15 protein-coding genes are annotated in these 15,311 nt (G+C 73.0%); 8 read left to right on the top strand and 7 right to left on the bottom strand.

The window, feature by feature from the left end:
• The first annotated feature begins 32 nt into the window (after positions 1 to 32).
• The 3 genes from JIW86_RS12070 to argF all read left to right on the top strand — a co-directional run bounded on the left by JIW86_RS12070 (position 33) and on the right by argF (position 2,965).
• On the top strand, positions 33 to 545 hold the full coding sequence (locus JIW86_RS12070) for a hypothetical protein (RefSeq protein ID WP_215142364.1): 513 nt from the start codon (positions 33 to 35) through the stop codon (positions 543 to 545).
• A 46-nt stretch (positions 546 to 591) separates the two neighbouring features.
• Positions 592 to 1,818 carry an arginine deiminase gene (locus tag JIW86_RS12065; protein WP_257553755.1) on the top strand — a complete coding sequence of 409 codons (1,227 nt, stop codon included), beginning with the start codon at positions 592 to 594 and terminating at the stop codon, positions 1,816 to 1,818.
• A 124-nt stretch (positions 1,819 to 1,942) separates the two neighbouring features.
• Entirely contained in the window at positions 1,943 to 2,965 is a 1,023-nt protein-coding gene (gene argF, locus JIW86_RS12060; RefSeq protein ID WP_257553754.1) for an ornithine carbamoyltransferase, read from the top strand.
• On the opposite strand, the gene JIW86_RS12055 is transcribed toward argF, so the two are convergent.
• Positions 2,966 to 3,376 (bottom strand): ATP-binding protein, encoded by a 411-nt coding sequence (locus JIW86_RS12055; protein ID WP_263862063.1) that lies wholly within the window; start codon positions 3,374 to 3,376, stop codon positions 2,966 to 2,968.
• A gap of 187 nt (positions 3,377 to 3,563) precedes the next feature.
• Between JIW86_RS12055 and JIW86_RS12050 the strand changes: the two genes are divergently transcribed.
• The gene (locus JIW86_RS12050; RefSeq protein WP_257553753.1) at positions 3,564 to 4,391 is read left to right on the top strand and encodes an enoyl-CoA hydratase family protein; all 828 of its coding nucleotides are present in this window, start codon (positions 3,564 to 3,566) and stop codon (positions 4,389 to 4,391) included.
• A 4-nt stretch (positions 4,392 to 4,395) separates the two neighbouring features.
• Positions 4,396 to 6,645 carry a bifunctional salicylyl-CoA 5-hydroxylase/oxidoreductase gene (locus JIW86_RS12045; RefSeq protein ID WP_257553752.1) on the top strand — a complete coding sequence of 750 codons (2,250 nt, stop codon included), beginning with the start codon at positions 4,396 to 4,398 and terminating at the stop codon, positions 6,643 to 6,645.
• A gap of 6 nt (positions 6,646 to 6,651) precedes the next feature.
• On the opposite strand, the gene JIW86_RS12040 is transcribed toward JIW86_RS12045, so the two are convergent.
• Genes JIW86_RS12040 through JIW86_RS12030 form a run of 3 tightly spaced genes read right to left on the bottom strand, consistent with a single transcriptional unit; the run spans position 6,652 to position 9,989 of the window.
• Positions 6,652 to 7,491: a GNAT family N-acetyltransferase gene (locus tag JIW86_RS12040; RefSeq protein ID WP_257553751.1), complete on the bottom strand. Its 840-nt coding sequence runs from the start codon at positions 7,489 to 7,491 to the stop codon at positions 6,652 to 6,654.
• 49 nt (positions 7,492 to 7,540) lie between these two features.
• Positions 7,541 to 8,353, bottom strand: a complete 813-nt coding sequence (locus JIW86_RS12035) for a PaaX family transcriptional regulator C-terminal domain-containing protein (RefSeq protein ID WP_257553750.1) — start codon at positions 8,351 to 8,353, stop codon at positions 7,541 to 7,543.
• 4 nt (positions 8,354 to 8,357) lie between these two features.
• Positions 8,358 to 9,989, bottom strand: a complete 1,632-nt coding sequence (locus tag JIW86_RS12030) for an AMP-binding protein (RefSeq protein ID WP_322975517.1) — start codon at positions 9,987 to 9,989, stop codon at positions 8,358 to 8,360.
• 114 nt (positions 9,990 to 10,103) lie between these two features.
• Between JIW86_RS12030 and JIW86_RS12025 the strand changes: the two genes are divergently transcribed.
• Both JIW86_RS12025 and JIW86_RS12020 read left to right on the top strand, forming a co-directional pair.
• The gene (locus tag JIW86_RS12025; protein WP_257553749.1) at positions 10,104 to 11,231 is read left to right on the top strand and encodes an acyl-CoA dehydrogenase family protein; all 1,128 of its coding nucleotides are present in this window, start codon (positions 10,104 to 10,106) and stop codon (positions 11,229 to 11,231) included.
• Complete coding sequence (locus tag JIW86_RS12020; RefSeq protein WP_257553748.1) at positions 11,228 to 11,626, top strand: RidA family protein; 399 nt, start codon at positions 11,228 to 11,230, stop codon at positions 11,624 to 11,626. The genes JIW86_RS12025 and JIW86_RS12020 overlap by 4 nt, the downstream gene beginning before the upstream one ends.
• Positions 11,627 to 11,828: 202 nt before the next feature.
• Here JIW86_RS12020 and JIW86_RS12015 read toward each other — a convergent pair whose 3' ends face one another.
• Both JIW86_RS12015 and JIW86_RS12010 read right to left on the bottom strand, forming a co-directional pair.
• Positions 11,829 to 12,035: a tautomerase family protein gene (locus JIW86_RS12015; RefSeq protein ID WP_215142347.1), complete on the bottom strand. Its 207-nt coding sequence runs from the start codon at positions 12,033 to 12,035 to the stop codon at positions 11,829 to 11,831.
• A 39-nt stretch (positions 12,036 to 12,074) separates the two neighbouring features.
• Positions 12,075 to 12,803: an SDR family NAD(P)-dependent oxidoreductase gene (locus JIW86_RS12010; RefSeq protein WP_257553747.1), complete on the bottom strand. Its 729-nt coding sequence runs from the start codon at positions 12,801 to 12,803 to the stop codon at positions 12,075 to 12,077.
• Between the two features lie 118 nt (positions 12,804 to 12,921).
• Here JIW86_RS12010 and JIW86_RS12005 point away from each other — a divergent pair, with 118 nt between their 5' ends.
• A complete protein-coding gene (locus JIW86_RS12005) occupies positions 12,922 to 13,830 on the top strand; it encodes a LysR family transcriptional regulator (protein WP_257553746.1) in 909 nt (302 codons plus the stop codon).
• Here JIW86_RS12005 and JIW86_RS12000 read toward each other — a convergent pair.
• Positions 13,827 to 15,197: an aminopeptidase P family protein gene (locus JIW86_RS12000; RefSeq protein WP_257553745.1), complete on the bottom strand. Its 1,371-nt coding sequence runs from the start codon at positions 15,195 to 15,197 to the stop codon at positions 13,827 to 13,829. The two genes, JIW86_RS12005 and JIW86_RS12000, sit on opposite strands and share 4 nt — an antisense overlap.
• Positions 15,198 to 15,311: the final 114 nt, after the last annotated feature.

Genomic DNA, 15,311 nt, shown 5'->3' with positions numbered 1-15,311 from the left:
GTCCGCGACCCTGGAAGGACGGAACATCACCTATGAAGATGACCGCGCGCGGAAGCTTTGCGGCGCTCATGACCTGTATGGCGGCGGCCGGCGCGGCCACCCCGGCCGTGGCCGACTCGGTCCCGGTCGGTGTCCCGCTGGAGGCCGTGGAGACCACGCTGGGCGTCGAGGCCCCCCGCGTGGCCACCGGGGTGCCGGTGCCGGTCGTCGGAGCGCCCGAGGCGCCCCGCTTCCACTCGGGGGACATGCTCCCGACCCCACTGCTCCCCGCGGTCCCGATCGCCACCGAGCTCGGCAACACCCTCATCACCTCCCCGGTGCCGAACCTGCTGGGCGAGCCGGAGACGGACGGCGAGGGTTCCCTGGACGCGCCGGCCACCACGATGCGCGCCCGGACCCCGGGTGCGATCCTCGGCTCCCCGCTGACGATGCCGGACGGCTCCAACTTCGGGCTGCCGAACCTGACCAAGCCCAAGCTCGGCCTGATCGCCCCGGAGCTCGTCGGCGCCCCGACGGCACTTCTCGGCCTCGGCACCCCTCGCTGAGCAGACGCCACGTCAAAAAGCCGTCCGGTCTGGGAACGTGTACGGCATGGGATTCCATGTCGACTCCGAGACCGGGCGGCTTCGCCGCGTCATCCTCCACCGGCCCGACCTGGAGCTGAAGCGGCTCACACCGAGCAACAAGGACGCGCTCCTCTTCGACGACGTGCTGTGGGTGCGCCGGGCCCGCCAGGAGCACGACGGCTTCGCGGACGTGCTGCGCGACCGGGGCGTGGAGGTCCACCTCTTCGGTGACCTGTTGTGCGAGGCCCTCGACATCCCGGAGGCGAGACACCTGGTCCTGGACCGGGTGTTCGACGAGAAGGAGTACGGGCCGCTCGCCACCGACCACCTCAGGGCGGTGTTCGACGGGCTGAGTTCGGCCGAGCTGGCCGAGGCCCTGGTCGGCGGGATGACCAAGCGGGAGTTCCTGGAGCGGCACGCCGAGCCGGTGTCGGTGCGCTTCCACGCCCTGGAACTGGACGACTTCCTGCTGGGGCCGCTGCCCAACCACCTGTTCACCCGGGACACTTCCGCGTGGATCTACGACGGGGTGTCCATCAACGCGATGCGCTGGCCGGCGCGGCAGCGCGAGACCGTCCACTTCGAGGCGATCTACAAGCACCACCCGCTCTTCACCTCCTCGGGCGCCTTCCACTACTGGTCGCAGGGGCAGGTCGACTACCCCTCGACCATCGAGGGCGGTGACGTGCTGGTCATCGGGAACGGCGCGGTGCTCATCGGGATGAGCGAGCGGACCACCCCGCAGGCGGTGGAGATGCTGGCGCGGGGACTGTTCGCCGCCGGGTCGGCGACCAGCATCGTGGCCCTCGACATGCCGAAGCGGCGGGCGTTCATGCACCTGGACACGGTGATGACGATGGTCGACGGAGATACGTTCACTCAGTACGCCGGGCTCGGCATGCTCCGCTCCTACACGATCGAGCCGGGCGCCGGGGCGCACGAGCTGAAGGTGACCGACCACGCGCCGGAGCACATGCACCGGGCCATCGCGGCGGCCCTCGGGCTGGACTCGATCCGGGTGCTGACCGCGACGCAGGACGTGCACTCGGCAGAGCGCGAGCAGTGGGACGACGGGTGCAACGTGCTGGCCGTCGAGCCGGGGGTGGTGGTCGCGTACGAGCGGAACGTGACGACCAACACTCATCTGCGCAAGGAAGGCATCGAGGTCATCGAGATCCCCGGCAGCGAGCTGGGCCGGGGCCGGGGCGGGCCGCGCTGCATGAGCTGCCCGGTGGAGCGCGATGCCGTCTGACGGGGGATTCTGAGGAGGGAGCCGGAGGGGCGGGGGCCCGCGCACCACGACCGGGCCGTATATCAATACAAGGGATCGTATAGACTTCCAATATTCCCTGTCACCGTGACGCTGGAGCGACCCCATGGCCACCGACCTCGCCGGCCGCAGTTTTCTCAAGGAGCTCGACTTCACCGCCGCCGAGTTCCGCGGCCTGATCGAGCTCGCCGCCGAACTCAAGGCGGCCAAGAAGGCCGGGACCGAGCAGCCCTTGCTCCAGGGCAGGAACATCGCGCTGATCTTCGAGAAGACCTCGACGCGCACCCGCTGCGCCTTCGAGGTCGCCGCGGCCGACCAGGGCGCCCGTACGACCTACCTGGACCCCTCCGGCTCGCAGATGGGGCACAAGGAGTCGGTCAGGGACACCGCGCGGGTGCTGGGCCGGATGTTCGACGGGATCGAGTACCGGGGTGACAGCCAGGACGCCGTCGAGGAGCTCGCCGCCCACGCCGGAGTGCCCGTCTTCAACGGGCTCACCGACGACTGGCACCCCACCCAGATGCTGGCCGACGTCCTGACCATGACCGAGCACTCCGGCAAGCCGCTGGAGCGGATCTGCTTCGCCTACCTGGGCGACGCCCGCTTCAACATGGGCAACTCGTACCTCGTGACCGGCGCGCTGCTGGGCATGGACGTACGGATCGTCGCGCCGAAGGCCTACTGGCCGGCCGAGCCCGTGGTGGCCGCGGCGCGCGAGCTCGCGGCGAAGAGCGGCGCCCGGATCACCCTGACCGAGGAGATCGCCGAGGGCGTGGCCCAGGCCGACTTCGTCGTGACCGACATCTGGGTGTCCATGGGCGAGCCCAAGGAGGTCTGGGACGAGCGGATCGCGGCGCTGTCCCCGTACGCGGTGACCATGGGCGTGCTGCGGGCCACCGGCAACCCGGACGTGAAGTTCATGCACTGCCTGCCGGCCTTCCACGACCTCGGCACCAAGGTGGCCCGGGAGATCCACGAGCGGCACGGGCTGGAATCGCTGGAGGTGACGGACGAGGTGTTCGAGTCCGCGCACTCCGTCGTCTTCGACGAGGCGGAGAACCGGCTGCACACCATCAAGGCCGTGCTCGTCGCGAGCCTCGCGAAGCCCGGCACGCAGCCCGGCGCATAGTCATACGCGCGCGGGCAGGGTGAACCACACCGCCTTGCCGTGCGGCGTCGGCCGGTGGCCGCAGGCGGAGCTCAGGGTGCGGATCAGCAGCAGTCCGCGGCCGTGCTCCTGCCAGGGGTCGGGGTGGGCGTCGTCCGGGCGGGGCGTCAGGCCGCCGGGCGGCTGCGGATCGCCGTCGTGGACCTCCACCTGGCAGCCGCCCGCCAGCAGCTCCACGACCAGCTCGATCGGGGCGCCGGGGCGGGTGTGCTCGACGGCGTTGGCGACGAGCTCCGCGGTCAGCAGCTCGGCCGTGTCGCTGTCGGCGGGCGCGTCGACGTCGGCCAGCGCGGTACGGACGAGGGCGCGGGCCATGGGTACGGCCGCCGCCGTGTGGGGCAGGGCGATCCGCCAGGCGGAGGGGTCGGGCACGGCAGGTCCCTCCGTTCCGTGGGGGTCGTGGGCGGCCGGCGGGCGTCGGCGCAGCGGGAGATCCTGGTTTCAACCATACGAAGTCGAAATATGATCCCTGTACGGCACCCCGGCGCAGCCGCAACGACCGCAGGCGCGTGTCGCGTTTCTGTGACGGCAGTCACGTTCCAGTGATACCGTCGATCGTGTGAGCCCCTTCACCGGTTCCACAGAAGCGACAGAACGGTGGCGCCACCTGCGGGTGACCCGGCAGGACGGCGTGGCCACCGTCACCCTCGACCGCCCCGACAAGCTCAACGCGCTCACCTTCGGCGCCTACGCCGACCTGCGCGACCTCCTGGCCGAACTGTCCCGTGAGCGGTCCGTACGCGCCCTCGTGCTCGGCGGCGAGGGACGCGGCTTCTGCTCCGGCGGCGACGTGGACGAGATCATCGGCGCCACCCTCGCCATGGACACCGCCCAGCTCCTCGACTTCAACCGGATGACCGGCCAGGTCGTGCGCGCCATCCGCGAATGCCCCTTCCCGGTGATCGCCGCCGTGCACGGGGTGGCCGCCGGAGCCGGAGCCGTCCTCGCGCTCGCCGCCGACTTCCGGATCGCCGACCCCACCGCCCGCTTCGCCTTCCTCTTCACCCGCGTCGGCCTCTCCGGCGGGGACATGGGCGCCGCCTACCTGCTGCCCCGTGTCGTCGGCCTCGGCCACGCCACCCGGCTGCTGATGCTCGGAGAGCCCGTACGCGCCCCCGAGGCCGAGCGGATCGGCCTGCTCAGCGAGCTCACCGAGGAGGGCAAGGCCCACGTACGGGCCGCCGAACTCGCCGCGCACCTCGCCGCCGGGCCCGCCCTCGCCTACGCGCAGACCAAGGCGCTGCTCACCGTCGAGCTCGACATGCCGCTGGCCGCGTCCGTGGAGCTGGACGCCAACACCCAGGCCCTGCTGATGAACGGCCAGGACTACGCGGAGTTCCACGCCGCCTTCACCGGGAAGCGGCCGCCGGAGTGGAAGGGCAGGTAGCCACATGTCCGCGGACGCCATGCGGGTCGCCGTCGTCGGCGGGGGACCGGGCGGGCTGTACGCCGCCGCGCTGCTGGCCCGCCAGGGCCACACCGTCGAGGTCTGGGAACGGAACGCGCCGGACGACACCTTCGGCTTCGGGGTGGTCCTCTCCGACGAGACGCTCGGCGGGATCGAGCAGGCCGACTCCGTCGTGTACGCGGCCCTGAGTGCGGAGTTCGTGCGCTGGGACGACGTGGACATCGTGCACCGGGGCCGGCTGCTGACCTCCGGCGGCCACGGCTTCGCGGCCCTCGGCCGGCGCCGGCTGCTGGAGATCCTGCACGAGCGCTGCGCCGGTCTGGGCGTCCGGCTCCGCTTCCGTGCCGAGGCCCCCGACGCCTTCGCGCTCGCGGGCTCGTACGACCTGGTGGTCGCGGCGGACGGGGTGCACAGCGCGACCCGCGAGGCCGGGGCCGACCGGTTCGCGCCGACCGTGACGGGCGGGCGGTGCCACTACATCTGGCTCGCCGCCGACTTCGCCTTCGACGCCTTCCGCTTCGAGATCGCGGAGACCGAGCACGGGGTGATGCAGCTGCACGCCTACCCCTATGCGGCGGACGCCTCCACCGTGATCGTCGAGATGCGCGAGGAGGTGTGGCGGGCGGCCGGCTTCGACCTGTGCGACGAGAACGAGTCGGCGGCCCGCTGCGCCAAGATCTTCGGCGAAGCCCTGCGCGGACGGCCGCTGCACGGCAACCGCTCCGCCTGGACCCGGTTCCGTACCGTCGTGAACGAGCGCTGGTCGCACGGGAACGTGGCCCTGCTCGGCGATGCCGCCCACACCGCGCACTTCTCCATCGGGTCCGGCACCAAACTCGCCGTGGAGGACGCCCTCGCCCTGGCCGAAGCCGTCCGCACCGAGCCGGACGTACCCGCCGCGCTCGCGGCGTACGAGGCGGCGCGGCGGCCGGCGGTCGCCAGCACCCAGCGGGCCGCGGCCGCCAGCATGCGCTGGTTCGAGGAGATCGCCGGATACACCGGCCAGCCCGCCCGGCAGTTCGCCTTCAACCTGCTCACCCGCAGCCGCCGGGTCACCCACGACAACCTGCGCCTGCGCGACGAACGGTTCACGCGGTCCGTGGAACGGGACTTCGGCTGCCCCGACGAGCAGACCCCGCCGATGTTCACCCCGTTCACCCTGCGCGGGCTGACCCTGCGCAACCGGGTCGTCGTCTCGCCCATGGACATGTACTCGGCCGAGGACGGGGTCCCCGGCGACTTCCACCTGGTGCACCTGGGCGCGCGGGCGCTCGGCGGGGCCGCCCTGGTCATGACGGAGATGGTGTGCGTCAGCGCCGAGGGCCGGATCACCCCCGGCTGCACCGGCCTGTACACCCGGGAACAGGCCGCCGCCTGGCAGCGGATCACCGACTTCGTGCACACCTCGGCGCCCGGCACCGCACTCGGCGTCCAGCTCGGGCACTCGGGCCGCAAGGGCTCCACCCGGGTGATGTGGGAGGGGATGGACGACCCCCTCCCGGAGGGCAACTGGCCGCTGGTGGCCGCCTCCGAACTGCCCTACCGGCCGGGCGTCTCCGCGGTCCCGCGCGCCCTGACACGGGGGGAGATGGACGCGGTCCGCTCCGAGTTCGCGGCCGCCGCGGTCCGCGCCGCCGACTGCGGCTTCGACCTGCTGGAACTGCACTGCGCCCACGGCTACCTGCTCTCCGGGTTCCTGTCACCGCTGACCAACCGCCGCACGGACGCCTACGGCGGCAGCCTTGAGAACCGGCTCCGCTTCCCGCTGGAGGTCTTCGACGCGGTCCGCGCCGTGTGGCCCGAGGACCGGCCGATGACGGTCCGCCTCTCGGCCGCCGACTGGGCGCCGGGCGGCACGTCCCCGCAGGAGGCCGTCGACATCGCGGCCGCCTTCGCCGCCCGTGGCGCGGATGCCATCGACGTCTCGACCGGCCAGGTCGTCTCGGACGAGGCCCCGGAGTACGGGCGTTCGTACCAGACCCCGTACGCCGACCGGATCCGCAACGCGCTGGGCGTCCCCGTCATCGCCGTCGGCGCCATCTCCTCCTGGGACGACGTGAACTCCCTGCTCCTGGCCGGGCGCGCGGACCTGTGCGCCGTCGGCCGGCCCCACCTATACGACCCGCACTGGACCCTGCACGCGGCCGCCGACCAGTCCTACGAGGGCCCGGCCGCGCCCTGGCCGCTGCCCTACCGGGCCGGCAGCCGCAAACCCCCGACGGGACGCGGCTGAGGCCCGCTACGTCAGGGCGACCTCGGCGCGGTCCTCGACCGGGGTGTAGCCCAGGCGCAGGTAGATGCCGTTGCTGGTCGGGTTGGCCAGGTCCGTGAAGAGCAGGACCTCCGAGGCGCCCGCCGCGTACGCCGCTTCGCTCACCGCGTGCGTAACCCCGGCGGCGTAGCCGCGGCCGCGGAGCTCCGGCGGGGTGTAGACGGGGCCGACGCGGGCGGCCGAACCGATCGGGCGGGAGAAGGACGCCAGCGAGACGGGGGCGCCGTCGTGCTCCCAGAGCAGGATGCCGCCGTAGGAGATCCGGTCGCGCAGGGCGGCTTCGGAGGCTTCGCCCGGCTGGCCCACCTCCGAGTTGAAGGCCTCGATCCACTCCAGCAGCAGCGGGAGATCCGCCCCGGTGGCGGGCCGGGCCCGCCCGGCCGGTGCGGGATCCGGGGCGGTCAGCCCCGCCAGCCGGTACAGGCGGTTCTCCTCGGCGACCCGGAACGGCCGCCCCCACGCCCCGGCCAGCGCGTCCGCGTCGCGGCGCCGGGCGCTGATGCCGCTGACCCCGGCGAGCAGCGGCTCGGTGGCCAGTGCGGCCGACAGCGCCCGCACCGCCTGCTCGGGCAGCGCACCGAGCTGCAGCGGATACGGAGGGGTGCACAGTAGCGCCCCCGAGACGGTTCCGTCGGCCCCGGTCCACCAGCCGAAGAGGGGGTCGGCCGGCCCGTAGGCGTGCGGCCCGCGCCGCTCCAGCGCGTCGGCCACGGTCAGCAGGAGGGTGTTGGGCACGGGCTGTGCGGCCACGGCCGGGCCCGCTGCGGCCAGATAGGCCGCCAAGTCTGAGGTGAAGGTCCAAGTCATGGCCCATCCTGGCGCGGCGAAGGGCCCCGGCGCACGCGGGTTTTCGGCGTCACTGCCCGGCGAAGCGCGCGCCCAGGTCCCGCAGCCGTGCGTGCAGTTCGGCGAAGACCGCCGCCGCACGGTCGCCCGGCCAGTCCGCGGGGAGGAGTGCGCGCGGCAGGCCCGGGTCGGCGTACGGCAGGCGGCGCCAGCTGTCCAGGGAGAGGAGGTAGCCGCGGTAGGCCTCCTCCGGCGTCGGCCCGGGGCCCGACCGGAGGGCGCGCAAGGCGGGTCCGTGGAGGTCGAGGAACTCCTCGTGCTGCTTGGCCAGGGCCGTCAGGTCCCACCAGCGGGCCACGGCCTCGGCGGTCGGGGCGAAGCCGAGGTGGGCGCCCCGGAAGAGTTCCACGTACGGCGTCAGGTGCAGCCGCTCCAGCGTGTGCTCCGTCTCCCCGTACAGCCGGGCCGGGGCGATCCACACGCCCGGGGCCACCGTGCCGAAGCCGAGCCGGGCCAGGCGGGAGCGCAGCAGGTGCCGCTTGTGCCGCTCCTGCTCGGGGACGGAGAACACGGCCACCAGCCAGTCGTCAGCCGGCCCCGCCCCGTCGGCCGGCGTCCCGTAGATCCGGCGGTCGCCGTCGTCCAGCAGCTGCCGCGCCTCCGCGGAGAGCTCGTACGCCGCCGAACCGTCCGCCGCGCGCGCGGGCAGCACGAAGCCGCGCCGCTTCAGCCGGGACACCGACGAGCGGACCGACGGGGCGTCCACGCCGGCCGCGCCCAGCAGGCGGACCAGCGCGGACACCGGGACCGGGCCCTCGAAGGCCCGCCCGTAGGCTCCGTAGAACGTGACGATCAGGGATCGCGGAGTGTGCTGCTCGACCACGGCTTCACTTTAGATCCCGCAGCATGAACCGTTGCAGCTTGCCCGTGGCGGTCCGGGGGAGGGCGGGGAGGAAGACGAAGGAGCGCGGGCACTTGTGGGGGGCCAGTTCGGTCCGCATGAAGGTGCGCAGGTCCTCCTCCGTGAGCACCACACCCTCACGTGTGACGGTGTACGCCACGACGACCTGTCCGCGTCGCTCGTCCGGGCGGCCCACCACCGCGGCCTCCACCACGTCCGGGTGGCGCAGCAGGGCCTCCTCCACCTCCGGGCCCGCGATGTTGTACCCCGCCGAGATGATCATGTCGTCGGCGCGGGCGACGTAGCGGAAGTAGCCCTCCGGATCGCGTACATAGGTGTCACCGGTCAGGTTCCAGCCGCCCCGTACGTACTCCCCCTGCCGTGGGTCGGCCAGGTAGCGGCAGCCCACCGGGCCGCGCACGGCCAGCAGGCCCGGCTCGTTGTCGGCGACCGGGCGGCCGGAGTGGTCCACCACCCGTGCCTGCCAGCCCGGGACCACCCGGCCGGTGGTACCCGGACGGATGTCCTCGTCGGCGGCGGAGATGAAGATGTGCAGCAGTTCCGTGGCCCCGATGCCGTTGATGATCCGCAGGCCGGTGCGCTCGTACCAGGCCCGCCAGGTCGCGGCGGGGAGGTTCTCCCCGGCCGAGACGCAGCGGCGCAGTGCGGAGAGGTCGTACATGCCCACGTCGTACGGGCCCAGCGCGTCCAGCATCGCCCGGTACGCGGTGGGCGCCGTGAACAGCACCGTCACCCGGTGCGCGGCGAGCGCGGGCAGCAGGTGCCGGGGCCCGGCCTCCTCCAGCAGCAGCGCGGACGCCCCGGCCCGCAGCGGGAAGACGACCAGCCCGCCCAGCCCGAACGTGAATCCGAGCGGCGGGCTGCCCGCGAAGACGTCGTCAGGGCGGGGGCGCAGCACGGTGCGGGAGAAGGTGTCGGCGACGGAGAGCACGTCGCGGTGGAAGTGCATGCACCCCTTGGGCCGTCCGGTGGTTCCCGAGGTGAAGGCGATCAGGGCGACGTCGTCGCAGGAGGTCGGGGCGGCGGGGAACGGCCGGCCGGCATGCCCTTCGGCCAGGCGCAGCAGATCGTCCGGGGCCTCGCCTCCGTACGCGGTGATCCGCAGCCCCGGCACCTCGGCCTTGACCAGGTCGTCCAGTACGCCCGCATGGCACAGGGCGTGACCCACCCGGGCCATCGCGCAGACAGTGGCGAGCTCCTGGGCGCGCTGCTGGGGCAGTACGGTGACCGCCACCGCGCCCGCCTTGACCACCGCGAGCCAGCAGGCGGCGAGCCAGGGGCCGGTGGGTCCGCGCAGGAGCACCCGGTTGCCGGGGACGACGCCGAGATCGACGGTCAGCACGTGGGCGAGGCGGTCCACGCGCTCGCGCAGCCCGCCGTACGTCCACACCTCGCCCGCGGCGCTGCGGAAGGCGGGGCGATCGGCGCCGCCCGGCCCGAACCGGGCGATGGTGGCGTCGAGCAGCTCGGCCGCGCAGTTCAGGCGGTCCGGATAGGCCAGTTCGGGCAGTTCGAAGAGGAGTTCCGGCCAGGTGTCCGGGGGCGGCAGATGATCGCGCGCAAAGGTGTCGGCGTGAGCGGAAGGCTTGAGATCCAAGGCGGGTTCGCCCCCTTGCGACGGTCCCGGGTGGGGTGGAGCCGGCCGTGCAGCACGAGCGTATCGTGATGGTGACGGCAGTCAACAGGACGCGATAGAAGCGGGGATGTTCGGATGACCGGATTCGCGCTCGGGGTGGACCAGGAGGACTGGTGCGGGCAGTTGCGCGCACTGGCGGCCGACCGGCTGAGGCCGCTGGCCGAGAAGGGGGAACCGGGGCGGGTCAACCGGCCGCTGCTCGCGGCGCTGGGGGAGCTGGGCCTGCTGGAGCGGGTGTTCGCCTCGGGCGCGCTGGAACTGTGCCTGCTGCGGGAGTCGCTCGCCTACGGCTGCACGGAGGCCGAGACGGCGCTCGCCCTGCAGGGGCTGGGGGCGTACCCGGTGCTGCGGGCGGGCAGCGAGGCGCAGCGCGAGCGATGGCTGCCGCAGGTGCGTGCCGGGCGGGCGGTGGCGGCCTTCGCCCTGAGCGAGCCGGGGGCCGGTTCGGACGCGGCGGCGCTGGCGCTGGCGGCCACCCCCGATTCCGGTGGCGGCTGGCGGCTCGGCGGCGAGAAGTGCTGGATCTCCAACGCGCCCGAGGCGGACTTCTACACCGTGTTCGCCCGGACGGGGGAGGGGCCGGGGGCCAAGGGGGTGTCGGCCTTCCTGGTCCCGGCGGACCGTCCCGGGCTGACCGGCGAAGCACTGGACATGCTGTCCCCGCATCCGATCGGCTCGCTGGCCTTCGACGGGGTCCCCGTGGGCCGCGAAGACCTGCTCGGTGAGCCCGGGCAGGGCTTCCGGGTCGCGATGGACACGCTGAACCTCTTCCGGCCGAGCGTCGGGGCGTTCGCGGTGGGCATGGCGCGGGCCGCGCTCGACGCGACGCTCGCGTACACGGCGGACCGAGCCGCGTTCGGCGGGCGGCTGAGCGACCTCCAGGCGGTGGCGCACCGGGTGGCCGAGATGGCCACCCGCACGGAGGCCGCCCGGCTGCTGGTGTACGCGGCCGCCGGCGCCTACGACGGGGGCTCCCCGGACGTTCCGCGCCGGGCGGCGATGGCGAAACTCCTGGCCACGGAGACCGCCCAGTACGTGGTGGACCACGCGGTCCAGCTGCACGGGGCGGTCGCCCTGCGGCGGGGGCACCTGCTGGAGCACCTCTACCGGGAGGTGCGGGCGCCCAGGATCTACGAAGGGGCCAGTGAGGTGCAGCGCACGATCATCGCGAAGGAGCTGTACCGGGGGGTGGACGCGCGATGAGCCTCGAGCGGATCAACCCGGCGGAGCTGTCGCCGCCGACCGGCTTCTCGCACGCGGTGGCGGCGACCGGTTCCAGGCTGGTGTTCCTGGCCGGCCAGACGGCGCTGGACGCCTCGGGCAAGGTGGTGGGCGAGACCCTGCCGGAGCAGTTCGAGCGGGCCCTGTCCAACCTGCTGACGGCGCTCGCGGAGTCCGGCGGGGCCCCGGGGGACCTGGCCCGTGTCACCGTCTACGCGGTGGACGTGGCGGCGTACCGGGGCTGCGCCGGCGAACTCGGTGGGATCTGGCGGAGGTTGGCGGGCCGCGACTATCCGGCGATGGCCGTGATCGGGGTGGTCCGCCTCTGGGACGACCAGGCGCTGGTCGAACTCGACGGTGTGGCCGTCCTACCGTAGCCGCTTTGCCCCTGCGGCGCCGCTGCTGGGGCTCCGCCCCAGACCCCGCGCCTCAAACGCCGGCGGGGCTGGATTTCGGCTGGTGCAGCCTGCCAGGCGCGGGTCCGGGCGGAGCCCGGTTTCTGGGGGCACCTCCCAGCGGTAGCTGGGGGAGAAGGGGCGGGGTGGGGGATCGCCCCGCGCAGCGGCAGCCCCCGGTGGCCTAGCCGCGGGGGCGGCGGCGGTACTCGTCCGTGGGGACGCCGGCCACGCCCCAGTCCTCCAGCGCGACCTCGTCGATGAGGACGAAGGTGGTGGCCGGGTCCTTGTCGAGGACCTTGACCAGCAGGTCGGTGACACCGGCGATGATCTCGGCCTTCTGGGCGGCGGTGGCGCCTTCACGGGTGATCTTGACGTTGACGTACGGCATGGTGGAAGTCCTTTCGTAAGGGAGGGAAGGCAGGGGTGGTCAGGAGCGGCCCGTGACGTGGCCGCCGTCCACGCGCAGGGCGTGGCCGGTCACGAAGCCGGCGCCCGCGAGGTACAGCACCGCTTCGGCGATCTCGGAGGCCTCCCCGACCCGGTTGAGGAGGGCGAGCCCGCCGAAGGTGTCCACGTCGGCGCCCTCGTGCAGCGGGGTGCGGATGATGCCGGGCGAGACGAGGTTGACGCGGATGCCGTCGGCCGCCAGCTCGGCGGCCAGGCTCGTGGTCAGCCCGTGCACACCGGCCTTGCTGACCACCGGCGCACTGGCCGGGAAGCCGGCCAGCCCGTGGTCCACCAGGACGGTGCCGATGTTGACGATGCTGCCGCCCTCGCCCTGCGCGCGCAGCGCCCGCACCACGGCCTGGGTGGTGAGGTAGGTGCCCTTGAGGTTGCCCGTCAGGAAGCCGTCGAGTTCGTCCTCCGTGACCTCGGTGAAGGGCTTGGAGGCGAAGGTGCCGGCGTTGTTGACCAGGACGTCGATGCGGCCGAAGCGCTCCAGAGCCGTACGGACGAGGGCCTCGCCGGTCTCCCGCTCGGCGATGCTGCCCGCGACCCACGCGGTCCGCTCCGGATGGCCGAGGCCGGCGGCGGTCTTGGCGAGGCGGTCGGCATCGCGGCCGTTCAGGACGACGTTCGCGCCGCTCGCCAGGAAGGCCCGGGCGATGTCCAGGCCGATGCCGCTGGAGGATCCGGTGATGAGAGCAGTGGTCATGGTGGGTGCCTTTCGGGGCGGATCGGCGGACTCGTTCGTCCGGCTGACACCCAAGAACCTATGAACCCTCAACCCATAACACCACGACGTAGATTGGAGCGTGTGATAATCCCAGGTTATGGATGTGGACCTGCGTGACCTGGAGCTCCTCGACGCCACGGCCGAGGCCGGCTCGCTGACGGCCGCCGCCGAGCGGCTGTACGTGAGCCAGCCGGCCCTCAGCCAGCGGCTCACCCGGCTCGAGGCCCGCCTCGGCATGCAGCTCTTCGACCGCAAGGGCCGCCGCCTGGTGCCCAACGCGGCGGGCCGCCGGCTGCTGGTCGCCGCCCGCCAGATCCTCGGCGAACTGGAGTCGGCCTCCCGTGACCTGCGGGAGATCCGCGACGGGCACGGCCGGCGGGTCCGCTTCACCGCGCAGTGCAGCACCACCTTCCCGTGGCTGCCGCCCGTCCTGCGGGCTTTCCGCGAGCGCGAGCCGGACATCGACGTGCGCATCGAGGCCGTCGCCGACGACGCCCCGATCCCGGCGCTGCTGGCCGACCTGGTCGACGTCGCGCTGGTCACCAAGCCGGACCTGCAGATGGACCGGGTGTCCCTGACCAAGCTGTTCGACGACGAGATGATGGCCGTGGTGCCCGCCGGACACCCGTGGGCCTCCCGCGGGCACCTGACCGCCCGTGATTTCGACGGCGCCGACCTGGTCCTCTACGACGGCTACGACCAGAACCGCATCCCGTCGATGCCGCTGCCGATCCCGGCCGGGGCCCGGCCCGGCCGGATCACCACCATGCCGGTGGTGACGGACCTGGTGATCGAGATGGTGGCGGGCGGCCAGGGCGTGACGGTGCTCCCCAACTGGGTGGCCGCCCCCTACGTGTCCTCGCACGGCCTCGCGCTGGTCCGCATCGGCGAGCAGCCGCTGACCCGTACGTGGTTCTGCGCCACCCGGACCGGGCCGCGCCCGCCCCACCTCGAGGCCTTCGTCGAGGAACTCACCACCCGCCTCACCGCCCCGATCAGCGGTTAGCCCTCCAGCAGGCGGCCCATCCACTCCTCGATCCCCGCCACCGTGCGGGGCAGGGCGCCCGACATCAGGCGGGCGCCGTCCGCGGTGATGACCAGGTCGTCCTCGATGCGGACCCCGATGCCGCGCAGCTCCGGCGGGAGGGTCTCGTCGTCCGGCTGGAGGTACAGGCCCGGCTCCACCGTGAGGACCTGACCCTCCTCCAGGACCCCTTCCAGGTAGGTCTCCGCCCGCGCCTTCGCGCAGTCGTGGACGTCCAGGCCCAGCATGTGCCCGCTGCTGCACAGGGTGTACCGCCGGTGCAGGTCGCCCGCCGCGTCCTTCAGGACGCCCCACTCCGCCAGGCCCTCCGCGATCACCCGCATCCCGGCCCGGTGGAAGTCCCCGAAGCTCGCCCCGGGACGCAGCGCGGCCATGCCCGCCTCCTGGGCGGCCAGGACCAGTTCGTACACCTGCCGCTGGACGGAGGTGAAACGGCCCGACAGCGGGAGGGTGCGGGTGATGTCCGCCGTGTACAGGGTGTCCGTCTCCACGCCCGCGTCCAGGAGCAGCAGTTCGTCCCCGTTCAGCCGGCCGTCGTTGCGGATCCAGTGCAGCGTGCACGCGTGCGCGCCGGACGCCGCGATGGTCTCGTACCCGGTGCCGTTGCCCTCGGCCCGGGCGCGCAGGCCGAAGACCCCCTCGATCCACCGCTCCCCGCGCGGGTGCGCCAGGGCGCGCGGCAGTGCCCGTACGACGTCCTCGAACCCCGCCGTCGTGTGGTCGACCGCCAGCTGGAGCTGCTCGACCTCCCAGGCGTCCTTCACCAGGCGCAACTCCGAGAGGGCGGCGGCGAGTTCGGCGTCGGTGGACGCGTCGCGGCCGGCCGGGGACCCGAGCAGGTCCAGGTGCGCGCAGCGGATCCCGGTGAGGCGTTCCGCCTCCGCCAGGTCCGGGCGGCGGCCCACCCAGAACTCCCCGTACCGGCGGTCGCGGAAGAACTCCTCGTTCCCGTCCGCCCGCGGCGAGCGCGGCCGCAGGTACAGCACCGCCTCGTGGGCGTGCGGGCCCGAGGGTTCCATGACCAGGACGTGGCCCGCCTGGTCCTCGCCGGTCAGGCCCGTCAGCCAGGCGTAGGCGCTGTGCGGTCGGAAGCGGTGGTCGCAGTCGTTGGAGCGGACCTTCAGCCCGCCGGCCGGGACGATCAGCCGCTCGCCCGGGAAGCGGGCCGAGAGCCGCGCCCGACGGGCCGGGGTGACGGCGTGGCCGGGGACGCGGACGGAGCCGGGCAGCGGGGAGGCGGCCCAGTTGTCCGCCATGAAACGGGACAACTCCGGTGATACAGGCAGGTCGTGGCTGCCCGTGTGGAGGCGGGATGGAGTGTCGGTCACGGGGGGCTCCCTCAAGAAGATGCGAACTGGGGGTCGCACAGGTCTTGTCAGTGCAATTTCACATTACTATGTTACAGCTCACACCTCGGCACGTTAATCCCCGTCAAACGCCGT

It is taken from the genome of Streptomyces sp. NBC_00162 (assembly GCF_024611995.1).
In the GTDB taxonomy this organism is placed as follows: Bacteria; Actinomycetota; Actinomycetes; order Streptomycetales; family Streptomycetaceae; genus Streptomyces.
The sequence above is the reverse complement of the archived record's forward strand: the minus strand, read 5'-3'. Positions and strand labels throughout refer to the sequence as shown.

What these genes read in the sequence shown, in the direction of transcription:
- JIW86_RS12070 (WP_215142364.1), top strand. Translation starts at nt 33, where the DNA reads ATGAAGATGACCGCGCGCGGAAGCTTTGCGGCGCTCATGACCTGTATG.
- JIW86_RS12065 (WP_257553755.1), top strand. Translation starts at nt 592, where the DNA reads ATGGGATTCCATGTCGACTCCGAGACCGGGCGGCTTCGCCGCGTCATC.
- argF (WP_257553754.1), top strand. Translation starts at nt 1,943, where the DNA reads ATGGCCACCGACCTCGCCGGCCGCAGTTTTCTCAAGGAGCTCGACTTC.
- JIW86_RS12045 (WP_257553752.1), top strand. Translation starts at nt 4,396, where the DNA reads ATGTCCGCGGACGCCATGCGGGTCGCCGTCGTCGGCGGGGGACCGGGC.
- JIW86_RS12040 (WP_257553751.1), bottom strand. Translation starts at nt 7,491, where the DNA reads ATGACTTGGACCTTCACCTCAGACTTGGCGGCCTATCTGGCCGCAGCG.
- JIW86_RS12025 (WP_257553749.1), top strand. Translation starts at nt 10,104, where the DNA reads ATGACCGGATTCGCGCTCGGGGTGGACCAGGAGGACTGGTGCGGGCAG.
- JIW86_RS12020 (WP_257553748.1), top strand. Translation starts at nt 11,228, where the DNA reads ATGAGCCTCGAGCGGATCAACCCGGCGGAGCTGTCGCCGCCGACCGGC.
- JIW86_RS12015 (WP_215142347.1), bottom strand. Translation starts at nt 12,035, where the DNA reads ATGCCGTACGTCAACGTCAAGATCACCCGTGAAGGCGCCACCGCCGCC.
- JIW86_RS12010 (WP_257553747.1), bottom strand. Translation starts at nt 12,803, where the DNA reads ATGACCACTGCTCTCATCACCGGATCCTCCAGCGGCATCGGCCTGGAC.
- JIW86_RS12005 (WP_257553746.1), top strand. Translation starts at nt 12,922, where the DNA reads ATGGATGTGGACCTGCGTGACCTGGAGCTCCTCGACGCCACGGCCGAG.